This window comes from Promineifilum sp. (SeqCode), assembly GCF_041918635.1.
GTDB lineage: Bacteria > Chloroflexota > Anaerolineae > Promineifilales > Promineifilaceae > Promineifilum.
On sequence record NZ_JAYRVJ010000150.1, the window covers coordinates 1 to 19,849 of the forward strand.

The following is a 19,849-nucleotide window of genomic DNA, read 5'->3' on the forward strand; positions in this document are numbered from 1 at the left end:
CGGCGGGTCTTGTAGTGGGTGATGCCGGCGGCCTCCTCGAACAGCGCCCGCCGCTCGTCGGAGCGCAGCGAGAGGGCCTGATCGATGAGGCCCTGGCCGACGATGGTGTACGTCCGTTCGGCCAGGCCGCTGGTCGCCAGCAGGTCGGCCACGTCCTTGAGGCGCACGTGCTGGCCGTTGATAAGGTACTCGTTCTCGCCGGAGCGGAAGGCGCGGCGAGCGATCTCGACCTCGCTGAAGTCAATGGGCAGCCAGCCGTCGCTGTTGTCGAGGGTGATGGTGGCCTGGGCCATGCCGGCCCGCGCGCGCTGCTGGCTGCCGGCGAAGATCATGTCGGCCGTGCGCCGGGCGCGCAGGGTGCTGTAGCTCTGTTCGCCCAGCACCCAGCGCAGGGCGTCGGCGATGTTGCTTTTGCCGCTGCCGTTGGGGCCGACGATGGCCGTGATGCCGCTGTCGAAGAGGAATTCCGTCTTCGCGGCGAAGGTTTTGTAGCCTTGTAGGCTGAGTTTGCGCAGTTTCATAGTCAGTTCAGACCTCAGAGGTTTGCCGCAAACCTCTGAGGTCTAGAGTATAATCCTTGTGTGATCAAGGCAAACGTTAGCCGCCAGGCGCTGGTGGAGGCGATCGCCACGCTCGAATCGCAGCGCGGCGCGGCCGGGGAGAACCACGCTCTGGGCCGCGCCGTGGACGTGGCCCTGCAAGCGCTCCGCGACAAGCTGGTGGAACTCCAATCCAATCCCGACGACCGGCAGCAGCGGTCGCTGACCGTGCTGGTGGCCGATCTGTCCGGCTTCACGGCGCTGTCGGAGCGTATGGACGCCGAGAACGTGCGCGACGCCATGAACGCCATGTGGCAGGTGCTCGACGCGGTGATCCGCGATTGGGGCGGGCAGATCGACCAGCACGCGGGGGATAGCCTGCTGGCCCTCTTCGGCCTGCCGCAGCCCCGCCGCGGCGACGCCGTCCGCGCCCTGCACGCCGCGCTGGCGCTGCAAGAGGAGCTGGCCCTGTTCAACGCGCGGGTGCGCCAGGCCGCCGCCGACCAGCGCGTCGCCTGGGCGGGCGAGTGGCCGGGGCCGCAGATGCGCGTCGGCGTCCACAGCGGGCCGGTCTACTTCGCGCGCCCGCCGGGCGGCGACCGGCCCAAGGCGGTGGGCGACACGGTCGCCATCGCCCGGCGGCTGGAGCGGCTGGCCCCGGTTGGGCAGGTGTTGGCGTCGCCGGCCGTCCAGCGGCCGGCCCAGCCGCACTTCCACCTGTCCCTGGCGGCCGAAGCCCTTCCGGACGCGGCGCGGCGTCCCGGCGAAGAGGCGTACCTGGTCGCGGCGGCCCGGACGGACACGACCGCCTTCACCCCCGATCGGGTGGCCGGCGGCGCGACGCGGCTGGTCGGCCGGACGGAGGAGTTGGACCGGCTGGAGCTGGCGCTGCAGGCGGCCATCGACAGCCGGACGCCGCAACTGGTGACGGTGATCGGCCCGTCCGGCTCCGGCAAGTCGCGCCTCATCCACGAGTTCGAGGGGCGCGCGCGGTTGCTGACCGGTTCGCTGACCGTGCTGCACGCCGGGACGCAGAGCGCCTGCCCCGACGCGCCCTACGCGCTGGCCCGCGAGCTGCTGCTGCGCCGCTTCCGCATTCGCCCCCAGCACAGCCGCTACCTGATCGAGGCGCACATCCGGCGCGGGCTGCGGGAACTGGAGCGGCCGGCCGAGGGGCGGCGGCCGGCCACCGGGCCGCTGCCGGGCACGCTGCATCTGCTGGAGCAGTTGCTCGACGTGCGGACGGCGGCGGCCGTGCCGGTCGAGGAGGCGCTGGCCGTGGTGGCGCGCCTGCTGGGGGCCATCACCGCCGGCGGCCCGGCCCTCGTCGTCCTCGACGGGGTGGAGCGCGCCGACCGGGAGTCCCTGGCGCTGCTCGACCGGCTGGTGCGCGAGGCGGCGGCGCTGCCGGTGCTGTTCCTGGCCCAGGTCGAGGCGACGCCGGCCGTCGGGACGGCGGCGATCCAGTGGCTGGCGCGGGAGGATGGCCCCTTCGCCCCCTTCGACCGCCTGACGCTGGCCCCGCTGTCGCCCGTGGAGAGCCGCCTGATGGCCGGCGACATCCTGGCCCCGCTAGGCCCGCCGCCCATGCGCCTGCTCGATCTGGTCGTGGCCGAGTCGGGCGGGCTGCCGCTCTACATCGAGGCGTTCATCCGGCTGCTGATCGAGCGCGGGCTGATCACCACGGGGGAGCGCTGGCGGGTGGACATGGCCGGGGTGGAGGGGATGGCGCTGCCGGCCGGGCTGCCGGCGCTGTTGCGGGCGCGCCTCCAGTTGTTGCCGGAGGCGGAGCAGGCCGTCTTGTGCCTGGCGTCGGTGATGGGGCCGCTGTTCTGGGACGCCGCGCTGCCGGAGATGGCCCAGCCGGCGCTGAACCTGAGCGAGCCGGAGCTGGAGGCGGCGCTGTTGAGCCTGGAGATGAAACGGTACATCACGGCCAGCGCGACCTATAGCTTTGGCGCGAATCAGGCCTACACCTTTTGGCGCGAGAGTATGCGCCGCGCGGCCTACACGCTGCTGCCGCCGGAGGAGCGACGCGCCCAGCATCAGCGCGTCGCCCGCTGGCTCATCGCTCACCGTCAGGATACCCCGTTCGGCGCGTGGTTCCCGGTGGACGTGATGATCGCCCGCCACTTTGCCGACGCGGGCGACGACGCCCAGGCCGACGCCTGGCAGCGCCGCGCCCCTGGATCTCAGAGGTTTGCCGCAAACCTCTGAGGTCTCACCACCCGCTCGTCATGCTCAACCGCGCCCAACTCCAGGAAGCCATCGCCGTCTTGTCGAGCCAGCGCGCCCATTGGGGGGAGGACGTGGTGGCGACGACCCTCAACGTGCTGGCCGAGCGGCTGGCGGCGCTGCCCGACGCGCCCGGCGACGCGCCGCCGGCCGAGCAGCGCAAGCAGGCGACCATCCTCTTCGCCACGCTGGAGGGCTTCACCCGGCTGACGGGCGCGGCCCACAACACGGAGCCGCTGCGGCAGATCGACCTGCTATGGCGGCGGTTGGACGAGACGATCCTCTACCACGGCGGCATGGTCGATAAGCACATGGGCGACGTGGTGATGGGCGTGTTCGGCGTGCCGGCGGCGCGCGAGAATGACCCGGAGCGAGCGGTGCGCTGCGCCCTGGCCATCCGCGAGATGCTGAGCGACTTCCTGGCCGCGCAACGCGAAGCGAGCACGGCCGACCTTGATGCGGCCGAGCCGCCGAAGCCGCCGCCGACCGTGCGCATCGGCATCAATACCGGCCCCGTGTCGCTGGGGCAGGTCGGCTCTGACGCCGGCCAGACGGCCATCGGCGACGCGGTCAACGTCGCCAGCCGCCTGAAGGAGGCGGCGGCCGAGAGCGGCGTCTACGTGTCGCATGACACCTACCGGCTGGTGGGCGATCTCTTCCGGGCCGAGGCGCTGGGCCAGGTGAGCGTGAAGGGGCGGCAGGCGCCCATCACCGTCTACCGCATCGTCGGCTCCCAGCCGCGGGAGTTCTTCGACCGTGTCGAGGGGGTGGAGGGGGTCGCCGCGCCCATGATCGGGCGGGCGGTGGAGATGGAGGTGTTGCAGGAGACGCTGCGCGAGGCGGCGCAGACGGGGCGCGGCCGGCTGGTGGTCATCGCCGGCGACGCCGGGGTGGGCAAGTCGCGCCTGATGCGTGAGTTCAACCGCAGCCTGGAGGCGTTCCCGTTCAAGGTGACGCGCTTCCAGGGGCGTACCGACCAGCGCCTCATGGAAGTGCCCTATAGCTTGCTGCGCGATCTGCTCCTCAGCCACTTCGGCATCGACGACAGTGACCGGGCGGCGACCATCGAGGAAAAGCTGGTGCGCGGTCTGGCGGCCGGGCTGACGGGGGCCGACAGCCCGACGCGGCAGGCCGGGCGGCGGGAGCGGGCGCGGATGATCGGCCATCTGGTCGGGCTGGACTTGCCCGGCGCGGCGGCCGAGCCGGCCACGGCCCGCGAACGGGCGCTGGAGAGCCTGCTCGATTACTTCGGCGCGGTGGCCGACCTATCGGCGGCGACGCTGGTCTTCCTGGAGGACGTGCACTGGGCCGACGACGACTCGCTCGACTTCCTGGAGCGCCTGGCGGCGCTAGCGGCGGCGCGGCCGCTCGTGGTGGTCTGTCTAGCGCGGCCGGCGCTCTACGAACGGCGGCCGGGCTGGCCGGCGGGGGACGGAGCGGCGGCGGCCCGGCGGTTGCCCCTGCGCCCGCTGGGTGAGGCCGAGAGCCACGAGTTGGTGCTGCAAATCCTGCACAAGCTGCCGCAGATCCCGTCGGCGCTGTCCGACCTCATCGTGCGCTCGGCGGCCGGCAACCCATTCTACGTCGAGGAACTTATTCGCGTGCTCATCGAAGACCGGGTCATCGTGCCCGGCGAGCGCACGTGGCAACTGCGGATGCGCGAGCTGCCCCAGTTGCGCGTGCCGCCCACGCTGACGGGGGTGTTGCAGGCCCGCCTCGACCGGCTGCCGGAGCTGGAGCGGACGACGTTGCAGCAGGCGGCCGTGGTGGGGGATGAGTTCTGGGACAGCGCCGTGCAGCAACTCAACACGGCGGCGCGCTACCCGTTCGCGCCGGAGCAGGTGGCGGCGGCGCTGGGGGCGTTGGAGCGGCGCGACATGATCTACCGCGCGCCCGCGCCGGCCTTCGTTGGCAGCCAGGCGTACCGCTTTAAGCATGCCGTGCTGCGCGAGGTGGCCTACGAGAGCGTGCTGCTGCGCGACCGGCCCGGCTACCACGTCCAGGCGGCGCGCTGGCTGGAGACGCAGAGCGGCGACCGGGCCATCGAGTACGCCGCGCCCATCGCCCAGCACCACGAGCAGGCGGGCCAACTGGCCGAGGCGGCGCGGCAGTATGAGCGGGCCGCGGCCCGCGCCGCGGAGCAGTACAAGCTGGCCGGGGCCATCGACTTCTACCACAAGGCGTTGCGGCTGCTGGAGCGGCTGCCGCAAGACCTGGACGCCCGGCTGAACGCGCAGGAGCGGCTGGGGCGGGCGCTGCTGCGCCAGGGGCGGCTGGTGGAGGCGCTGTACACGTTCCACGCCATGCAGCGCATCGCCGAACTGGATGGCAACTTGCTGGGCCAGGCGCGGGCGGAGAATGCGCTGGCGGCCCTTTTCTACGAACTGGACGACGCCCCCAGCGCGCTGGCCGCGGCTGACCGGGCGGAGCAGCTGGCCCGGCTGACGGGGGCGGAGGTGGAGTTGGCGCGGGCGCTGTTCTCGCGGGCCGAGGCGGCGGCCCGGCTGGGACGGGCGGACGAGGCGCTGGAGGCGGTGCAAGGCTCGGTGGCGCGCAGCCGGGCGCTGGACGCGCCACCCGAGACGGCGCGGGCGCTGGCGTTGCTGAGCGAGTTGCAGCGGGCGGCGGGCCGGACGGACGAGGCGGAGCGGGCCATCGCCGGCCTGCTGGCGCTGGCCGAGCGGCTGGAGGCGCGGGGGGATCGCCAGGGGGCGGCCTTTGCCCTGACGCGGCTGGGACGGGTGTGCCTGGAGGCGGACGCGCCAGAGCGGGCGCGGCCGGCGCTGGAACGGGCGCTGGCGTTGGCGCGGACGGCCGACCAGGGGGACGCGGTTGAGGCGCTGCTGGCGCTGGGACAGGCGGTGTGCCGCTGCGGCGACGCCGACGCCGGCATGGCCCTGCTGGAAGAGGCCGACGCGCTGGCCGAGACGACGGGCAGCCGCTACCTCCGGCTCGCCTGCCGGCTGGCGCTGGCCGAGGCGCTGCTGGCCCGCGACCAGCTCGCCGCGGCCGAGGCCACCGTCCGGGCCGTCATCGCCGCGGCCGAGAACGCGCAACAGCTGGGCGGCTGGGTGCGCCTGCCGGCGGCGTATGGGGTGTTGGGGGAGGTATTGCGGAGGGAGGGGAGAGGGGAAGAGGCAGCCTGGGCGGAACGGCAGGGGCTGGAAAGGACATAGCGAGTTCCATATGAGCGCTCGCAACCAGGAGTACCACTTGCCAGGCAAGAACCAAGAACAACCCTATCGACGCATCTTCGAGACGATGAGTGATGGGCTGATCCTCAACGATGTGGAAACCGGCCTGGTGGTTGAGGCCAATCCTGCGGCCGGCGCCATGCACGGCTACGCTCGCGAGGATTTCATTGGCCTGCATCCCACCACCTTTTTGCACCCCGATAGTTATGTTCAATTTAGCCAGTGGGTCCATGCGGTTCAAGCTGGCGACGGGTTTGAGGCGACAGTCGTTCACATACGCCGCGATGGAACGCCATTCACTGCCGAGATACGCGGGACTGGATGTACCTATCGGGATCGCCCGTGCCTCCTGAGCGTTGTCCGCGATGTCAGTACACGGGTGCAGGCTGAGCAGCTGCTCCGGGAACAGATGGGAGCGCGCATACGCGAACAGGCCACTCTATTGGAGATTTCCCAGGCGCTGGCCTCCGAACTGGAGCTAAAACCCGGTTTGATCCTCGATCAATTGCGGGAAATTCTTGAGTACACTCATGGCGCGCTCTTCACCCTGGAAGGGTGGGACCTGGTCGCCGTGGCCGTGCGTGGGTCGAAGCGACTGGAGCAGGCCATGCCCTTTCGCATCCGGCTGAGCGGTATGGAAACGCTGGCCGCGCTGTCTAACGGGTCCCGGCCACAGCGAACGGCCGACGTATGGAGCGCTGACCCGACGGCCCAATTTCTGCGGTCGCTCCTGGAAGAGCAGGCGGCCGTGTTGCTAGAGGGAGTACGGGCGTGGATGTGGATCCCTCTCGTTGTGAAGGGACGCGTCATTGGCGGTGTGGGAGTGGCCCATGCTGAGCCGAACTATTTCACGGCTCACCACGCTGATCTGGCGCTGAGGATGGCCAACCAGGCGGCGATCACCCTCGTCAACGCGCAACGGTATCAACAGGCGCAAGTGCTCGCTGCGCTGGAGGAACGCCAGCGCCTGGCGCAAAACCTGCACGATGCCGTCAACCAGTCGCTCTTCTCGGCCAGCCTGATTGCCGAAGTGCTGCCGCGCCTGTGGGAGCAACACCCGGACGAGGTGCTGGAGTCGCTGGAAGATCTGCGCCGACTGACGCGCGGAGCGTTGGCCGAGATGCGAGGGCTGCTGGTGGAGTTGCAGCCCCGAGAGCTGAACGACAGCGAGCTGGATGACTTGATACGCTTGTTGGGCGACGCGCTTACGGGCCGGACGAATATCGCGGTTGCGGTCACCGTGTCGGGCCAGGGGGTCTTGCCGGCCGAGGTGCAGCTAGCGTTTTATCGTCTGTGTCAGGAAGCGCTGAACAACGTGGCCAGGCATTCCGGGGCGAGGCAGGTGAAAATCCATCTCCACTATGAAGGGGGGACGGTCGCACTGTCTATCAGCGATAACGGCCGTGGCTTCGATCCTGAACAGATACCGTCCGGCCATTATGGTCTGAGCATCATGCAGGAACGGGCCAAGGCCATCGGCGCAACGTTGTCAATCACGAGCCAACCAGGTCAGGGTACTGAAATCGCCGTGCGCTGGCGAGAAACCCCGGAGTAGAAGACATCATGACCACAGCCTCACCTATTCGCGTCCTGCTTGTTGACGATCATGCCATGGTCCGCCGCGGCCTGGCGACCTTCTTGAAGGTCCATGATGACCTGGAATTGGCCGGTGAGGCGGCTACGGGCGAGGAAGCCATCCAACTGTGCGGCCGCGTCCAGCCCGATGTCGTTTTGATGGATCTGGTCATGCCGGGGATGCATGGCGTGGAGGCCACCCGCGCCATCCGCCGGCAGTTTCCCGCGGTGCAGGTGATCGCCCTGACGAGTTTCAACGAAGAGGGACTGGTACAGAACGCCCTGCAAGCCGGGGCCATCGGTTATTTGCTCAAAGACGTGTCGGCCAATGAATTGGCCCAGGCCATCCGCGCGGCGCACACTGGTCGCGGAACACTCTCCCCGGAAGTCGCTCAGGCGCTCATCCACGCCAGTACCCAGCCACCGGCTCTGGGCCGCGACCTGACTGGCCGAGAGCGCGCCGTGCTGACGCTGATGGTTCAAGGATTGAACAACACCGAGATCGCCGAGAAACTCTTCGTCAGTCCGTCGACCGTCAAATCCCACGTCAGCCACATCCTGTCCAAGTTCGACGTTGCCAGCCGTACGGAAGCCGTCGCGCTGGCCGTGCGCCACCACCTCGTTGACTAATCCCGCTTGAACCCGGACAGGTAGCCTTCACCGGTCTGGTCTGAAATCCCCTGTCTTGTTATTTATCCCCCAACTGGGGGAGGTCAATATCCACCGGCCGGCCGATGTGACTGGGCCGCGTTGGTTGTACGATCAATCCAGGCTCGTATTCTATCAAGAAGCGACCGCAATGATCGGAACCGCATGGAGCGGGCACATTTTGCGGGTGTGGGTTCACTCTCATGTCGCAAGCGTGGAAAAGCAAAGATGGCCGAGACACAGATTACATTCCATAACATGGCGGCGATCAGGGTTCAGGTACAGATATTCACAGGTCGCACCCTGGCCGGTACCTGCGTGACCGGGCCGGGTGAGAGCGGCGTTCTACCGGCCGAGCTGGAGCGCTACGACATCTACCTGAAGAATAGCATCACCGGCTGGGAAATCGCTCACAAACTGAACAGCGCGGTCAAAACCCTGACGTTGAGCCAACAGAATGGACGGTATGTTATTACCTAACAGGTTGAAGCGGTTGCCCGGATAGGCGATTGCCCCATGAAATCAGGTGAAACGAATGACTCTGCGATTCGAAGAGTGGCTTACCAACCAACAATTGAGGCAAGATGGAATTGGCGATCTGGCGCGAGTTCCGGGCATGCGGGTTGTCGAGCCGATACCCACCAGGCGCGCGCCCGACGAACACAAGAGCTGGGTCGACATCGTGATTAGAAACGCTGCCCCGCAATACATTGCCGATTTCAACGATGCCTGGCAAGAGTTTCTTCTGGCAAAGGAAGCGGCGCGCGACGATTTGGATTGACACTGGATTCAGGTTGTACCCCATGACTCGCGTATATCTAGCCGATAGCCAACCCGAAATCCGTTCAGCCTTGCGGCTGGTGTTGCTAGATCTAGAAATGCAGGTGGTCGGCGAAGCGGCCGATTGGCCCTCAACGATGACCCAGGCTTCAGGGACACAACCCGACATGCTGGTCGTGGATTGGAACTTGATCCCCACGAACACTTCTCTCGTCGAGCTGCGCGCGACTTGCCCGGCGGCCGTCGTCATTGTTCTCATCAGCCAGTTCGATGCCCGTCATCAGGCAGCGCTTTCAGCCGGGGCCGACTCCTTTATCAGCAAAGGCGAGATGCCAGATCGAGTGGCGGAGCGCCTACGGGTCGCGGCCGGGAGCACTCGCTCTCAGTCAGTCCGCGAGAGCAGTGACAAAGCTCGGCATTGACCGGAACTGCTTCGACGTGGAGATGGGCCGCATGAGCGTCGCTCACAACGCTACGTCTTTGCCGAGCGGGCCCGAGCAGGTCACGTCTCGCATAAGTATCAAGGAGAATCAAATGACCAAGGGACAGAAAAAGAAGGGTACCGACAAGAATCAACCGGCAAAAACGCTCAAGGAAAAGAAGCAGGCCAAAAAGGACAAGAAGAAGCAGGACGAGAAACAAGGCATATTCCCTGAATAGCCGCTACGTTGCCATGCGTGGAGAGTTCGTTGGCCTGGGCCGTATCTAGAGCATTGGTCATGTGGACATGAACGAGCGGCGGCATGAGCCGGCTGAAAAACGATGGAAGAATTTGAGAGGAAACCAGAATGAACCAAACGAACCCAGATATCCCGTACGACATCAACAATCCGGGTTACCTCGTAGCCGGGCTATTATTAGGGGCGCTGTTCGGCGCCCTTGTGGGCGCGTTGGTGATGCTGCTGCTGGCGCCGCAATCAGGTAAGAAGATGCGCAACCAGATACGGCGGAAGGCCAGGAATTTACGCGAGCAGTATGCCAAAACGATTGAAAGCGGGGCAAACCAGGTCCGCGACAAGGCTCACCAAGTAACGACCGGCATCCAGGACCGGGCCGAAGACCTGCAACAACGCGGCCAGGAAGTGGTTGACGAACAACGAGAGCGTTGGTCCCCCGTCGTCGAAGCCGGGAAAACAGCCGTCAGTGGATGAAACCGAGGTCAAATTGGAACCAGTAACTCCCCCTGTCCACAGCATCGCCGAGAAAAAAGAGAAGTTCTTGCTCTGGGTGAAAAAGAGAAAGGCTGACGAAAAGCATGCCGCCGAGGAGCAGGCCGCTGGAGCTGACCGCGCCTACTACTGGCGGGCAATGATGGTCTGGGTTGACGACGGAGGACGGGTCAGCTAAACAATTGAGGAATGCAAAAGGCAACTTGGAGAATGAGATGTCAGGCGCTGTAACTTCGCCACCCTATACGTGGACATTCTGGCGGGTCGTTCGGGCTACGCTCGTCTTCGTATCGCTTGGGCTGAGCTTTTGGCTTCTTTACCGCTTTAACCAGGTCGCCTTCACCTTATTTGTCGCCATCATGCTGGGCACCATGTTCCGGCCAGTGGTTGTGTGGCTGCAACGGCGCGGCCTCCCTGGCAACGCTGGGGTCATCCTTATCTACCTGCTACTACTGGCCGCGCTCATTGGCTTCACGCTGCTGGTGGCCCCGTTAATTGTGACGCAGACGGCAACGATTGTGGCCGCCATGCCCGGCTACATTCAAACCCTGAGTGACTGGCTGGTTAACAACCCCAACCTACTTATTGGGCGCTTGGGTGAACTTTTCTCCATTAGTTTGTCACCCGGCCAGGCGCCGCTGCAGCAAACGGGACAAGAGATACTGGACTCAGCCGGCCGGGCAGTGGGTTACATTGGCTCAGCATCTCAAATAGTATTGACGGCCGGCGCCATTCTGTTGATCGCCTTTTACTGGACGCTCGACGGGCCACGGTATACCAAGTCGTTGACGTTACTCATTCCCAAAGCCCATCGTGAAAGCACCCTGGAGCTCATTTCGGCCATCGAAACCAAGGTCAGCGCCTACATCGCGGGACAAGGCATTCTGATGCTCCTCGTGGGCGGTATGGCTTTGGCCGCTTATTTGCTCATCGGGTTGCCTTATGTTCTGGTGCTGGCGCTTGTAGCCGGGCTTATGGAAGCCGTCCCCCTGGTTGGGCCGTTCCTGGGAGCCGTTCCGGCAGCGCTCGTGGCGATGTCCCTCGGGCCGGATAAGCTGGTTTGGGTCATCGTCGCGACCCTGATTATTCAGCAGTTGGAGAATAGCCTGCTCGTGCCTCGCGTCATGCGCAAGGCAGTGGGGGTCAATCCATTCGTCTCCTTGTTGGCAATATTTGCCTTTAGCTCGTTGCTGGGGGTTGCCGGCGCGCTCATGGCGATCCCCACTGCGGCTATTATCCAACTCGTACTTGACCGCTACGTCTTTCGCCCGGACGCGTTGGAGCCGGAGGTGTCAAGCGGTCGCGACCTGGCCGGCCGCTTGCGCTATGAGGCGCGCGACCTGGCCCAGGATTTGCGCAAACAGGCGCGGCTGGAAAAAGAAGGCTCTGACCAAACAGTCACGCAGATCGACCGGGTGATGGATGAAATCGAGTCTATTACCATTGACCTTGACGCCCTGTTGGCTCAGGCCGGGAGTACGAGCGCGCCATGACCAGGCAATTGCTCATTATCGGCATGGCCATTATGGTCACCGCGCTGGGCCTGATGCTGATGTGGCAGTTCCGCCTTGTCCTCGTCTATGTTCTGTTCTCATTGGCGCTCGCCGCCGCGGTTCGTCCCCTGGTGAAGCAACTGTCCGGGCGCAGCCTGATAAGACGTCTGACTCTGGCGCTACTCTACCTGCTTATAACGGTTGGATTCGGTCTCCTACTTGTCTGGAGTATCACGGCTGCGATGGGTGAGATTCGACAGTTGGGCAATCAGTTGTCGGTCCAGGATACATGGCAGCAACCGGAATGGTTGGCGGGCACGTCATTCCAAGAGCTATTGGATGAGCGATTGCCGTCCCCCAGCGCCCTCTTTGACGCTCTAACCGGCGAGCAGGGGCAACTTGTGCTGCCGACTCTACTGGGAGTCACGCAGAACATCGTCAGCCTCATAAGCGCCGCGCTCGTCATCCTCTTCCTGAGCGTCTATTGGAGCATAGACCGGATTCATTTTGAGCGACTCTGGCTCTCGCTGCTTCCATCGGGCCAGCGCGCGCAAGTGCGCGATATCTGGCGGACGGTCGAACCAGAGATTGGCGCTTACCTACGCAACGAAGCGATCCAAAGTTTCCTGGCCGGTTTGCTCTTAAGCGTGGGGTACTGGGCACTTGGATCGCCATACCCAATACTGCTGGCCTTGATAGGCGCTTTGGCTCTGCTGGTCCCCATGGTGGGGTCGGCTCTGGTGGTGATCGCCGCATTACTCATAGGGTTGCTGACCAGTGTGCAGCTTAGCCTGTTTACGGTTCTCTATACGATCGTTGTTTTGTTGGCCTTGAAACGGTGGGTCGAGCCACGCCTATTCAAACGCGGGCACTATAATCCGATTCTGACAGTCGTGATCCTGATCGCCTTGGCCGACGCTTTTGGGTTACTCGGGATTATTGTCGCGCCGCCCCTATCGGCCACCTGCCAAATCCTATGGACCCGACTGGTGAGCAACCGCGCTATTTCCGGGCCTTCTGACCGGATTTCAGACCTCAGAGAGCGGCAAGCCCAGGTATGGACAACGGTACAGGCGATGGATGAACCGCCTCCACTGGTGACCAGCAGCCTGGAGCGGCTAAACCGTCTGCTGGAGCAGGCGGAACCAGTTCTGTAGGGGCCAAGATGATGCACTTTGACAGAGGCGAATAGGAAGCCAGAGCAAGCCGTTCAGCCGCAGGAGAGCAATGTGTCAACGAGAATCGGCCCCGCCTGGTCTTCTGGCCGGCATTCTGTGACGGCTATTCGATTGCTGTACTTCTTCGCCAAAGTGGGTAGAGATAGATTAAGGAAAGGGGTTGGAGCATCCGCTCCAACCCCTCGACCAGTGCCCCCGACAGGATTCGAACCTGTGACCTTGGCATTAAGAGTGCCCTGCTCTGCCAGTTGAGCTACGGAGGCGGGGAGAAGAATCCACAGATTTCGCAGATTACGCAGATTTCTTAGTCATCCGCGCTCCGCATGATCCATGAGCGCTTGCACTCAACAAGTCAGGATTTTATCACGACTCGCGCCGATCTGACAAGCCGATCCGGCTCTAGATTGCTAGAATCTGGCGTATGATACCTTGCCTGAATCGCTGGCGGCCGGCCGTCTGGCTGCCGCTGCTCTGCATCCTGGCGGCCTGCGGCGGGGCGAACCCGGCCGCGCCCGCCGCGACCGTCTCACCGCTCCAGGTCATCCTGGTCAGCGCCGACTTCGCTGTCGGCCAGCCGCGCATCTCGTTCGCCCTGTTCGACGGCGAGGACGCGGCGACGGGCGTGGAAGGGGTGACTCTCAGCGCCTTCCCGCTCGGCGCAGACCTGACCGCAGCCGGCGACGAACCGGCCTGGACGGGCCAGGCGACCGGCTACAGCGACTACGAAGTGCCCTACTGGGTCTTTTACCCCAAAGTGGCGACGCCCGGCTACTGGGGCATGACGGCCGACATCACCCATGCCGGCGGCGCTGCCATCCGCGCTGACTTCGTCGTCGAGATCAAGCCGGCCAGCGCTGCGCCGGCCATAGGCGCGCCCGCGCCGCCCAGCCAGAACCGCACGCTGGCGACCGAGCCGGACATCACCCGCCTCAGTTCGGCCAACGACCCCGACCCGGCCTTTCACCAGCTGACCGTCGCCGACGCCCTCGCCACGGGCCGGCCGACGGTGGTCGGCTTTCTGACGCCCGCCTTCTGCCAGACCAAGTGGTGCGCGCCGGTGCTCGACAGCCTCAAGCTGGCCCGCGCCGAGGTGGGTGACGCGGCCAACTTCATCCACATCGAGGTCTACGACGACTTCCAGCGGCTGACGCTGGTGAAGGAGATGGCCGAGTGGGGGTTGGAAACGGAGCCGTGGGTGTTCGTGCTGGATGGGCAGGGGCGCGTGGCGGCGCGGTTCAGCGGGCCGCTGTCGCCAGAGGAGTTGCTGGCGGCGTTGCGGCCATTGTATTGACTAAAGACCTGTCAGGTCTGGGTATTGGAGAGTGTTGATGAGGGTTGTGACATTGGGCGTGAAACGGTTGATGGGGGTAGTAGCGCTGTTAGGCCTGCTGCTGGGGAGCGCGGCCGTGAGGCCGGTCGCGGCGCATACGGAGCTGGTCGAGGCCGCGCCCGCGCCGGGAGCGGAATTGAGCGAGTCGCCGGCCGAGGTGCGGCTGACGTTCAGCGAGCCGCTGGACGCCAGCAGCCGGGTTGAGGTGCTAAGCGACTCGTTCGCGTTGGTGGACGGGCAGACGCTCCAATTCGCCCCGGCCGCGCCGCTGGAGATCGCCGCGCACCTGCCGCCGCTGCCGGCCGGAACCTATACGGTGCAGTGGACGGCCGTCTCGACCGACGAGCACACGCTGACCGGGACGTACTCCTTCAGCGTCGCGCCGGCCAAGTCGCTCTTGTCCGGTCGGGGCGTCTGGCTGCTTGCCGTGGGTGGGCTGGTCCTCCTCGCGCTCATCATGTGGCTGTGGTTGCGCGGCATGGAGCGCCGCCGTCCCGACGGCAGGTAGGGGCGCACCTACATGTGCGCCCAGGGCAGACACGCAGGTCTGCCCCTACCTTACCACCCACTCGCCTGGAAGACAGCCGTCAACAACTCGCTCCGCTCCTGCGCCGTCATCAGCCGCGGCCGCGCCCAGTTCTCGATCAGCCCCGTCCACAGCTCCACGCTCAGCAGCCGGCCGTCGTAGACCACGTAGGTATCCACGAACGTCTGGCGCGTGCCGGTCATGTCCATCTGGTCGAAGAACAGGTTGCCCAGTCCATAGTGGATGAACGTCCCGTTCTCGAAGGCGAACCCCTGCGCGTGGTGGGCCTGGCTGCCGGAGACGGCCGTCGCCCCGGCCGCGGCCAGTTCGGAGAAGGCCGCTTGCTGGTCGGGCGGGGCGTAATAGACGTAGTGTTCCACGTATTGCAGCGTCGTCAGGACGATATAGCCTTCGCTTCGCAACTGGGTAATCTGGGCCGTCAGGTCGGGGCCGCAGGGGCGGGAGCCGGCAGCGTCGGCGATGGCCCAAGAATTCTGTGGGCCGACCGGGTTGCAGCCGGCGAAGGCGATGCGGTTGCCGTTGTGCTCGAACGTGGCCGCCCGCGAAGCGTCGGCCAGGTTCCGGCCGCCGCCGAACCACTGCATCCCCGCCGCGGCGTACATGTCCAGCGAGCGCGCCAGCGGTTCGCGGCCGTAGTCGTTGACGTGGTTGCCGGTCAGTTCGATCACGTCGATGCCCAGATGCTTGAGCAAGTCGAAGTACGGGTCGCGCGAACAGAAGGTCGTCCCACCGTAGGGGTCGGGCAGCGGACAGTCGGCGGCGAACGAAACCTCGTTGCTGACGTGGGCGATGTCGGCCCCCTGCAGGATGGGCGCGACCTCCTCGCCGGGATAGAGCAGACCGTTGCGCTCCATCTGCGCCGCCGTAGCCCGCACCAGGGCCGTCACGCCCGACATGGCCACCCGCGTCAGCCTGGCCGGGTCGCGGTTGGTCGCCGGGCCGGTCCAGCGCGCCAGGAAGGCTGCCACCGCTTCCTCGTCGCCGGTCACGGTCATCGGCGCGACCAGGGGGTAGCCGTCGAGGCTAAAGTCGTGGGTCAGCGGGCTGCGGCCGTCCACGCGGAGCACTTTCCACTCCGGCCGTAGCTCATCGAACGGGATGATGCTCCACGACGGGCGCGCCGCCCACGCCTCGCCGACAGGGTCGCCGCCCATCGGCGTCGCCGCCGTCGGCCCCCAGACCGCGCCCAGTGCGGCAGCCGTCGTTGGGTCGAGCATCAGCCGGCCCAATTCCGACGCGCCCGACGGCCAGCCGGCGGCGACGGCCGCCCCGGTCGTGTCGTCGGCCACCGTGGCGAAGGGCGCGGCGGCGGCGTAGACCCAGGTCGCCAGCGGCGCGCCGTTGTTGACCGTCAGCCGTACGTCGGCCGCCGGGTCGCCGTCCACCCAGGTGAACAGCTGCGGGTTGGCCGTCGCCACGGCTCGGGCCGCGGCAATGAGCGCGGCGGGCACGCCCGCGTCCGCGCTGAGGGTATACTCGCCGCGGATAGTCGGGTCAACGGTGGCCGTGGCCGGCGGCGGCGGGTGCAGCGCGTCGTCGGGGAGCGTGGCGGCTGCCTCCGTGGGGGCCGCGCCGGCAGCCAGCGTCGGCGTGGGCAACAGGTCGCCGGTAGGGACGGGTTTCAAACCCGTCCCTACGTGGTCGGCGGTCGGTGGTCCGTCGGCCGTGGCGATGAGTGGGGTCGGGGGAGCCAGAACGGCGGCCTCCTGGCCGGCCGGTGCGTTAGCAGCGCAACTACCGGTTAACAATGTGAGCAGAATGAAGTATAATGGTGCTTTACGCATGGTACGAAAAGCGTAGCGCACTTCGCCTGGTTGCGCTAGCCCAGACCTGACAGGTGGGCAGCTAACGGCGCTCCGACAAGAACAAAACTTGTGGCCGCCCACCTGCAGGTCTTTCGTAAATTAACAGGTGGGAGACACAATGCTGGACGCAACCATAGCTACCGAGCCTGCCCAAGAGAAACCCGCTTCGGGAAAGCCCGAGAAGCCCGCCTCGGAGAAGCGCAAGTCGCGCGCCGAGCCGAACCCCCCGCCTGTCGATCTGCGCGACCCCAGCCTCTACATCAACCGCGAGTTGAGCAACATCGAATTCAACCGGCGCGTGCTGCACGAGGCGCAGGCCGACCACCCGCTGCTGGAACGGGTTAAGTTCCTGGCCATCTTCCACGCCAACATGGACGAGTTCTTCATGGTGCGCGTGTCGGGCCTGAAGCAGCAGTTCAAGCTAGGCGTGACGGCCACGGCCCCCGACGGCCTGCTGCCGCGCGAGCAGTTGGCCAACGTCCACCGCACGCTGACGCAACTGTTCGCCGAGTCGAACGCCATCTGGCGCGAGCAACTGCACCCGCAACTCAGTGAGGCCAACGTCCACGTGTTGCGCTACGAGGAGTTGAGCAAGGGTCAGCGCAATAAGCTGCGCGCCTACTTCGAGCGCGAGATCTTCCCCGTGCTGACGCCGCTGGCCTCCGACCCGACGCGGCCGTTCCCCCACATCTCCAACCTCAGCCTCAACCTGGCCGTGCAGTTGCGCGACCCCAGGACGGGCGACCTCCACTTCGCCCGCGTCAAGGTGCCGCCGTCGCTGCCCCGCCTCGTCCCGCTGAAGCGGTTCGACCCCGACCAACTCTCCACACCGGCGGTGCAGAAGTTCGTCTGGCTGGAGGAGGTCATCGCTGCCAACCTGGACCGGCTGTTCCTGGGCATGACTGTCGTCTCCTCCTACCCCTTCCGCGTGACGCGCAACAGCGACATGGAGTTGCAGGAAGAGGAGGCCGACGACCTGCTGCTGATGATGGAGGACAACCTGCGCCAGCGCCACTTCGGCTCCGTCGTGCGTCTGGAGATCGACCAGAACATGCCGCCCGACGTGCGCGACATCCTGATGAGCAACCTGGAAGTCGGCTCCTACGACGTGTACACTACCGACGGCCCGCTGGGGTTGAGCAGCCTGTGGGAGTTGCACCGGCTGGAGCGGCCGGAACTCAAGGATAGGCCCTTCACGCCGCGCACGCCCCCCTCGCTGCAGAACGTGCCCGGCGGCGTCTTCGCCGTGCTGCGCCAGCGCGAAATCCTGCTGCACCACCCCTACGACTCCTTCTCGCCGGTGGTGAACCTGCTCGAAACGGCCGCCGAAGACCCGGACGTGCTGGCGATCAAGATGACGCTCTATCGCGTCGGCTCCAACCCGCCCGTCGTGGCCGCACTGAAGAAGGCGCGCCTGAACAACAAGCAGGTCGCCGTCGTCGTGGAGCTTAAGGCTCGCTTCGACGAGGAGACCAACATCCACTGGGCGCAGGATTTGGAGAGCGCGGGCGTCCACGTTGCCTATGGGCTGATCGGCCTCAAGACCCACTGCAAGGTGACGCTCATCATCCGGCGCGAGCGCGACGGCATCCGCCGCTACGTCCACCTGTCCAGCGGCAACTACAACAGCACCACCGCCCGCCTCTACACCGACACCGGCTTCATGAGTCGCGACGAGGAGTTGGGCGCGGACGCCGGCGACCTGTTCAACTTCCTGACCGGCTATTCGCGCCAGGAGGATTTCCGCAAATTCCTCGTCGCCCCGGTCAGCATTCGCCGCAAGCTGCTGGAGTTCATCAAGCGGGAGACGGCGCTCGGCCCTAAGGGGCGCATCATCATCAAGTGCAACTCGCTGGTCGATGGCGAGACGATCCGCAACCTCTACCGGGCGTCGCAAGCCGGCGTCAAGGTTGACCTCATCATCCGTGGCATCTGCTGCCTGCGGCCGGGCATTCCCGGCGTCAGCGACAACATCCAGGTCATCAGCATCGTCAGCCGTTTCCTGGAGCACTCCCGCATCTACTACTTCCACAACGACGGCGACCCCTGCCTCTACATGGGCAGCGCCGACCTGATGCCCCGCAACCTGGATCGCCGCGTGGAGGTGCTGTTCCCCATCAGCGACCCCGACATGCTGCGCGACGTGGTGGAAAACGTGCTGGCCGTCTGCCTGCGCGACACGGCCAAGAGCCACATCTTGCAGAGCGACGGCCGCTACATCCCCCGCCGCTACCTCCTCGACGGCGACGGCCCGCTGTTCGACAGCCAGAGGTGGTTCCTCAACCAGGGCGTCGCGCGAGACATGGATGAATAAATGAACCGCGGGTTTAGAAACCGGGTTTCTTCTGAGAAACCCGGTTTCTAAATCCGTTTATCCGACCGAGAAGCCGAAGCCGGAGTAGAGCATCAACTCCCAGCGGTACGTGCCGTCCGGCTGTTGCGTGATGAACTGGATCGCTTCCCCCGCGCCGTCCGGCCCCCAGCCATAGCTGAGCAACGTGGCGACCACTTGCTTGTCCGGCCCCAGGAACGTTGCCGGCGGCTGGCCCTGGAGCAGCGGGGCCAGGTCCATGGCCGGGTCGGCCCAGGTGATCTGCGCCCCCTCCGGCAGGAAGTTGCTCTCGAACTGCGCCGCCGCCTCGGCCGGGGTCAGCGACACGCCTTCAGACAGCCAGTAGCCGACGGCGAACGGGTCGGTCATGAACGTCTGCATGGCGGTGAAGTCCCGCGCGGCAATCGCCAGTTGCAACTGGTTGATGAACTCGTCCAGCGAGGCCGCGGGAGCCTCGGTCGTGGCCGCAGGCTCGGCCGTGGCGGTTGGCTCGGCCGCCGGTGTGGCGGCGCTAGTCGGCTCGGCCGTGGGCGCTTCCGGGGTCGGCTCGGTCGTGGCCGTTGGCGGCAGGGGCGTTACATCGGTCTCGCCGGTCGTCTGGCAAGCGGCCAGCAGTACAGCCAATAGACCCAGCAACACGAGCGCATATCTAGCCTTTCTCAACATACCTATCACCTCAAAAATGGAAGTAATCTGCGAAATCTGCGGATTCTTTTCTGTGACGCTGCCATACCATACTTGGTTCCCGCGTGTTTGGCTGAGGCGACGTTTACATTTTTCCCGAAGCTTCTTAACAACTTCTGAATATCGCTCGGCTAAGCTATGGACAGTTGTCATTGTATCGTCGGGCCGGCAGCGTGTATCGGTGGCCGCGCCCGACCTAGCAAGGAGAAAGATAGATGGAGAAACAGCGAAAATGGCCTTTGTTTGTGGTGGCTGGGATCGTCATCCTGCTCATCGGCGCGCTGGCGACTGTGGCCCTGGCCCAGACGCTCACGCCCGAGGCGGATGCCCCGGCCCAAGA

18 protein-coding genes and 1 tRNA gene are annotated in these 19,849 nt (G+C 65.6%); 15 read left to right on the forward strand and 4 right to left on the reverse strand.

The window, feature by feature from the left end:
- The coding region (locus tag ACE3UY_RS04895; protein ID WP_374686432.1) for an AAA family ATPase at positions 1-521 on the reverse strand (521 nt) is incomplete at its 3' end.
- A gap of 60 nt (positions 522-581) precedes the next feature.
- Here ACE3UY_RS04895 and ACE3UY_RS04900 point away from each other — a divergent pair.
- The 12 genes from ACE3UY_RS04900 to ACE3UY_RS04955 all read left to right on the forward strand — a co-directional run bounded on the left by ACE3UY_RS04900 (position 582) and on the right by ACE3UY_RS04955 (position 12,790).
- Entirely contained in the window at positions 582-2,756 is a 2,175-nt protein-coding gene (locus ACE3UY_RS04900) for an AAA family ATPase (RefSeq protein ID WP_374686433.1), read from the forward strand.
- Positions 2,757-2,776: 20 nt separating this feature from the next.
- On the forward strand, positions 2,777-5,950 hold the full coding sequence (locus ACE3UY_RS04905) for an AAA family ATPase (RefSeq protein WP_374686434.1): 3,174 nt from the start codon (positions 2,777-2,779) through the stop codon (positions 5,948-5,950).
- 10 nt (positions 5,951-5,960) lie between these two features.
- Positions 5,961-7,523 (forward strand): PAS domain S-box protein, encoded by a 1,563-nt coding sequence (locus ACE3UY_RS04910; RefSeq protein WP_374686435.1) that lies wholly within the window; start codon positions 5,961-5,963, stop codon positions 7,521-7,523.
- An 8-nt stretch (positions 7,524-7,531) separates the two neighbouring features.
- Positions 7,532-8,173: a response regulator gene (locus tag ACE3UY_RS04915; RefSeq protein WP_374686436.1), complete on the forward strand. Its 642-nt coding sequence runs from the start codon at positions 7,532-7,534 to the stop codon at positions 8,171-8,173.
- A 246-nt stretch (positions 8,174-8,419) separates the two neighbouring features.
- Positions 8,420-8,671 carry a hypothetical protein gene (locus ACE3UY_RS04920; protein WP_374686437.1) on the forward strand — a complete coding sequence of 84 codons (252 nt, stop codon included), beginning with the start codon at positions 8,420-8,422 and terminating at the stop codon, positions 8,669-8,671.
- A gap of 55 nt (positions 8,672-8,726) precedes the next feature.
- Positions 8,727-8,972 (forward strand): hypothetical protein, encoded by a 246-nt coding sequence (locus tag ACE3UY_RS04925; protein WP_374686438.1) that lies wholly within the window; start codon positions 8,727-8,729, stop codon positions 8,970-8,972.
- 22 nt (positions 8,973-8,994) lie between these two features.
- Positions 8,995-9,393 (forward strand): response regulator transcription factor, encoded by a 399-nt coding sequence (locus tag ACE3UY_RS04930; RefSeq protein ID WP_374686439.1) that lies wholly within the window; start codon positions 8,995-8,997, stop codon positions 9,391-9,393.
- Positions 9,374-9,631, forward strand: coding sequence for a hypothetical protein (locus ACE3UY_RS04935; protein WP_374686440.1), 258 nt, complete (start codon positions 9,374-9,376; stop codon positions 9,629-9,631). Before ACE3UY_RS04930 ends, ACE3UY_RS04935 begins: the two co-directional genes overlap by 20 nt.
- Before the next feature lie 128 nt (positions 9,632-9,759).
- Complete coding sequence (locus ACE3UY_RS04940) at positions 9,760-10,122, forward strand: YtxH domain-containing protein (RefSeq protein ID WP_374686441.1); 363 nt, start codon at positions 9,760-9,762, stop codon at positions 10,120-10,122.
- A complete protein-coding gene (locus ACE3UY_RS04945; protein WP_374686442.1) occupies positions 10,115-10,318 on the forward strand; it encodes a hypothetical protein in 204 nt (67 codons plus the stop codon). Before ACE3UY_RS04940 ends, ACE3UY_RS04945 begins: the two co-directional genes overlap by 8 nt.
- Positions 10,319-10,355: 37 nt before the next feature.
- Positions 10,356-11,633, forward strand: a complete 1,278-nt coding sequence (locus ACE3UY_RS04950; protein WP_374686443.1) for an AI-2E family transporter — start codon at positions 10,356-10,358, stop codon at positions 11,631-11,633.
- Complete coding sequence (locus tag ACE3UY_RS04955; protein WP_374686444.1) at positions 11,630-12,790, forward strand: AI-2E family transporter; 1,161 nt, start codon at positions 11,630-11,632, stop codon at positions 12,788-12,790. The genes ACE3UY_RS04950 and ACE3UY_RS04955 overlap by 4 nt, the downstream gene beginning before the upstream one ends.
- A gap of 211 nt (positions 12,791-13,001) precedes the next feature.
- Here the strand turns inward: ACE3UY_RS04955 and ACE3UY_RS04960 are convergent.
- A tRNA-Lys gene (locus tag ACE3UY_RS04960) sits at positions 13,002-13,074 on the reverse strand.
- Between the two features lie 158 nt (positions 13,075-13,232).
- Between ACE3UY_RS04960 and ACE3UY_RS04965 the strand changes: the two genes are divergently transcribed.
- Both ACE3UY_RS04965 and ACE3UY_RS04970 read left to right on the forward strand, forming a co-directional pair.
- Positions 13,233-14,102: a TlpA family protein disulfide reductase gene (locus ACE3UY_RS04965; RefSeq protein ID WP_374686445.1), complete on the forward strand. Its 870-nt coding sequence runs from the start codon at positions 13,233-13,235 to the stop codon at positions 14,100-14,102.
- Between the two features lie 37 nt (positions 14,103-14,139).
- Positions 14,140-14,649: a copper resistance protein CopC gene (locus ACE3UY_RS04970; protein WP_374686446.1), complete on the forward strand. Its 510-nt coding sequence runs from the start codon at positions 14,140-14,142 to the stop codon at positions 14,647-14,649.
- A gap of 50 nt (positions 14,650-14,699) precedes the next feature.
- Here the strand turns inward: ACE3UY_RS04970 and ACE3UY_RS04975 are convergent, their stop codons facing one another.
- Positions 14,700-16,313, reverse strand: coding sequence for a CapA family protein (locus ACE3UY_RS04975; protein ID WP_374686447.1), 1,614 nt, complete (start codon positions 16,311-16,313; stop codon positions 14,700-14,702).
- A gap of 298 nt (positions 16,314-16,611) precedes the next feature.
- Here ACE3UY_RS04975 and ppk1 point away from each other — a divergent pair, with 298 nt between their 5' ends.
- The gene (gene ppk1, locus ACE3UY_RS04980; RefSeq protein ID WP_374686448.1) at positions 16,612-18,807 is read left to right on the forward strand and encodes a polyphosphate kinase 1; all 2,196 of its coding nucleotides are present in this window, start codon (positions 16,612-16,614) and stop codon (positions 18,805-18,807) included.
- A gap of 57 nt (positions 18,808-18,864) precedes the next feature.
- On the opposite strand, the gene ACE3UY_RS04985 is transcribed toward ppk1, so the two are convergent.
- Entirely contained in the window at positions 18,865-19,491 is a 627-nt protein-coding gene (locus ACE3UY_RS04985; RefSeq protein ID WP_374686449.1) for a hypothetical protein, read from the reverse strand.
- Positions 19,492-19,849 lie beyond the last annotated feature (358 nt).

What these genes read in the sequence shown, in the direction of transcription:
- ACE3UY_RS04955 (WP_374686444.1), top strand. Translation starts at nt 11,630, where the DNA reads ATGACCAGGCAATTGCTCATTATCGGCATGGCCATTATGGTCACCGCG.
- ppk1 (WP_374686448.1), top strand. Translation starts at nt 16,612, where the DNA reads ATGCTGGACGCAACCATAGCTACCGAGCCTGCCCAAGAGAAACCCGCT.
- ACE3UY_RS04970 (WP_374686446.1), top strand. Translation starts at nt 14,140, where the DNA reads ATGAGGGTTGTGACATTGGGCGTGAAACGGTTGATGGGGGTAGTAGCG.
- ACE3UY_RS04925 (WP_374686438.1), top strand. Translation starts at nt 8,727, where the DNA reads ATGACTCTGCGATTCGAAGAGTGGCTTACCAACCAACAATTGAGGCAA.
- ACE3UY_RS04910 (WP_374686435.1), top strand. Translation starts at nt 5,961, where the DNA reads ATGAGCGCTCGCAACCAGGAGTACCACTTGCCAGGCAAGAACCAAGAA.
- ACE3UY_RS04940 (WP_374686441.1), top strand. Translation starts at nt 9,760, where the DNA reads ATGAACCAAACGAACCCAGATATCCCGTACGACATCAACAATCCGGGT.
- ACE3UY_RS04905 (WP_374686434.1), top strand. Translation starts at nt 2,777, where the DNA reads ATGCTCAACCGCGCCCAACTCCAGGAAGCCATCGCCGTCTTGTCGAGC.
- ACE3UY_RS04950 (WP_374686443.1), top strand. Translation starts at nt 10,356, where the DNA reads ATGTCAGGCGCTGTAACTTCGCCACCCTATACGTGGACATTCTGGCGG.
- ACE3UY_RS04915 (WP_374686436.1), top strand. Translation starts at nt 7,532, where the DNA reads ATGACCACAGCCTCACCTATTCGCGTCCTGCTTGTTGACGATCATGCC.
- ACE3UY_RS04985 (WP_374686449.1), bottom strand. Translation starts at nt 19,491, where the DNA reads ATGTTGAGAAAGGCTAGATATGCGCTCGTGTTGCTGGGTCTATTGGCT.
- ACE3UY_RS04965 (WP_374686445.1), top strand. Translation starts at nt 13,233, where the DNA reads ATGATACCTTGCCTGAATCGCTGGCGGCCGGCCGTCTGGCTGCCGCTG.
- ACE3UY_RS04920 (WP_374686437.1), top strand. Translation starts at nt 8,420, where the DNA reads ATGGCCGAGACACAGATTACATTCCATAACATGGCGGCGATCAGGGTT.
- ACE3UY_RS04930 (WP_374686439.1), top strand. Translation starts at nt 8,995, where the DNA reads ATGACTCGCGTATATCTAGCCGATAGCCAACCCGAAATCCGTTCAGCC.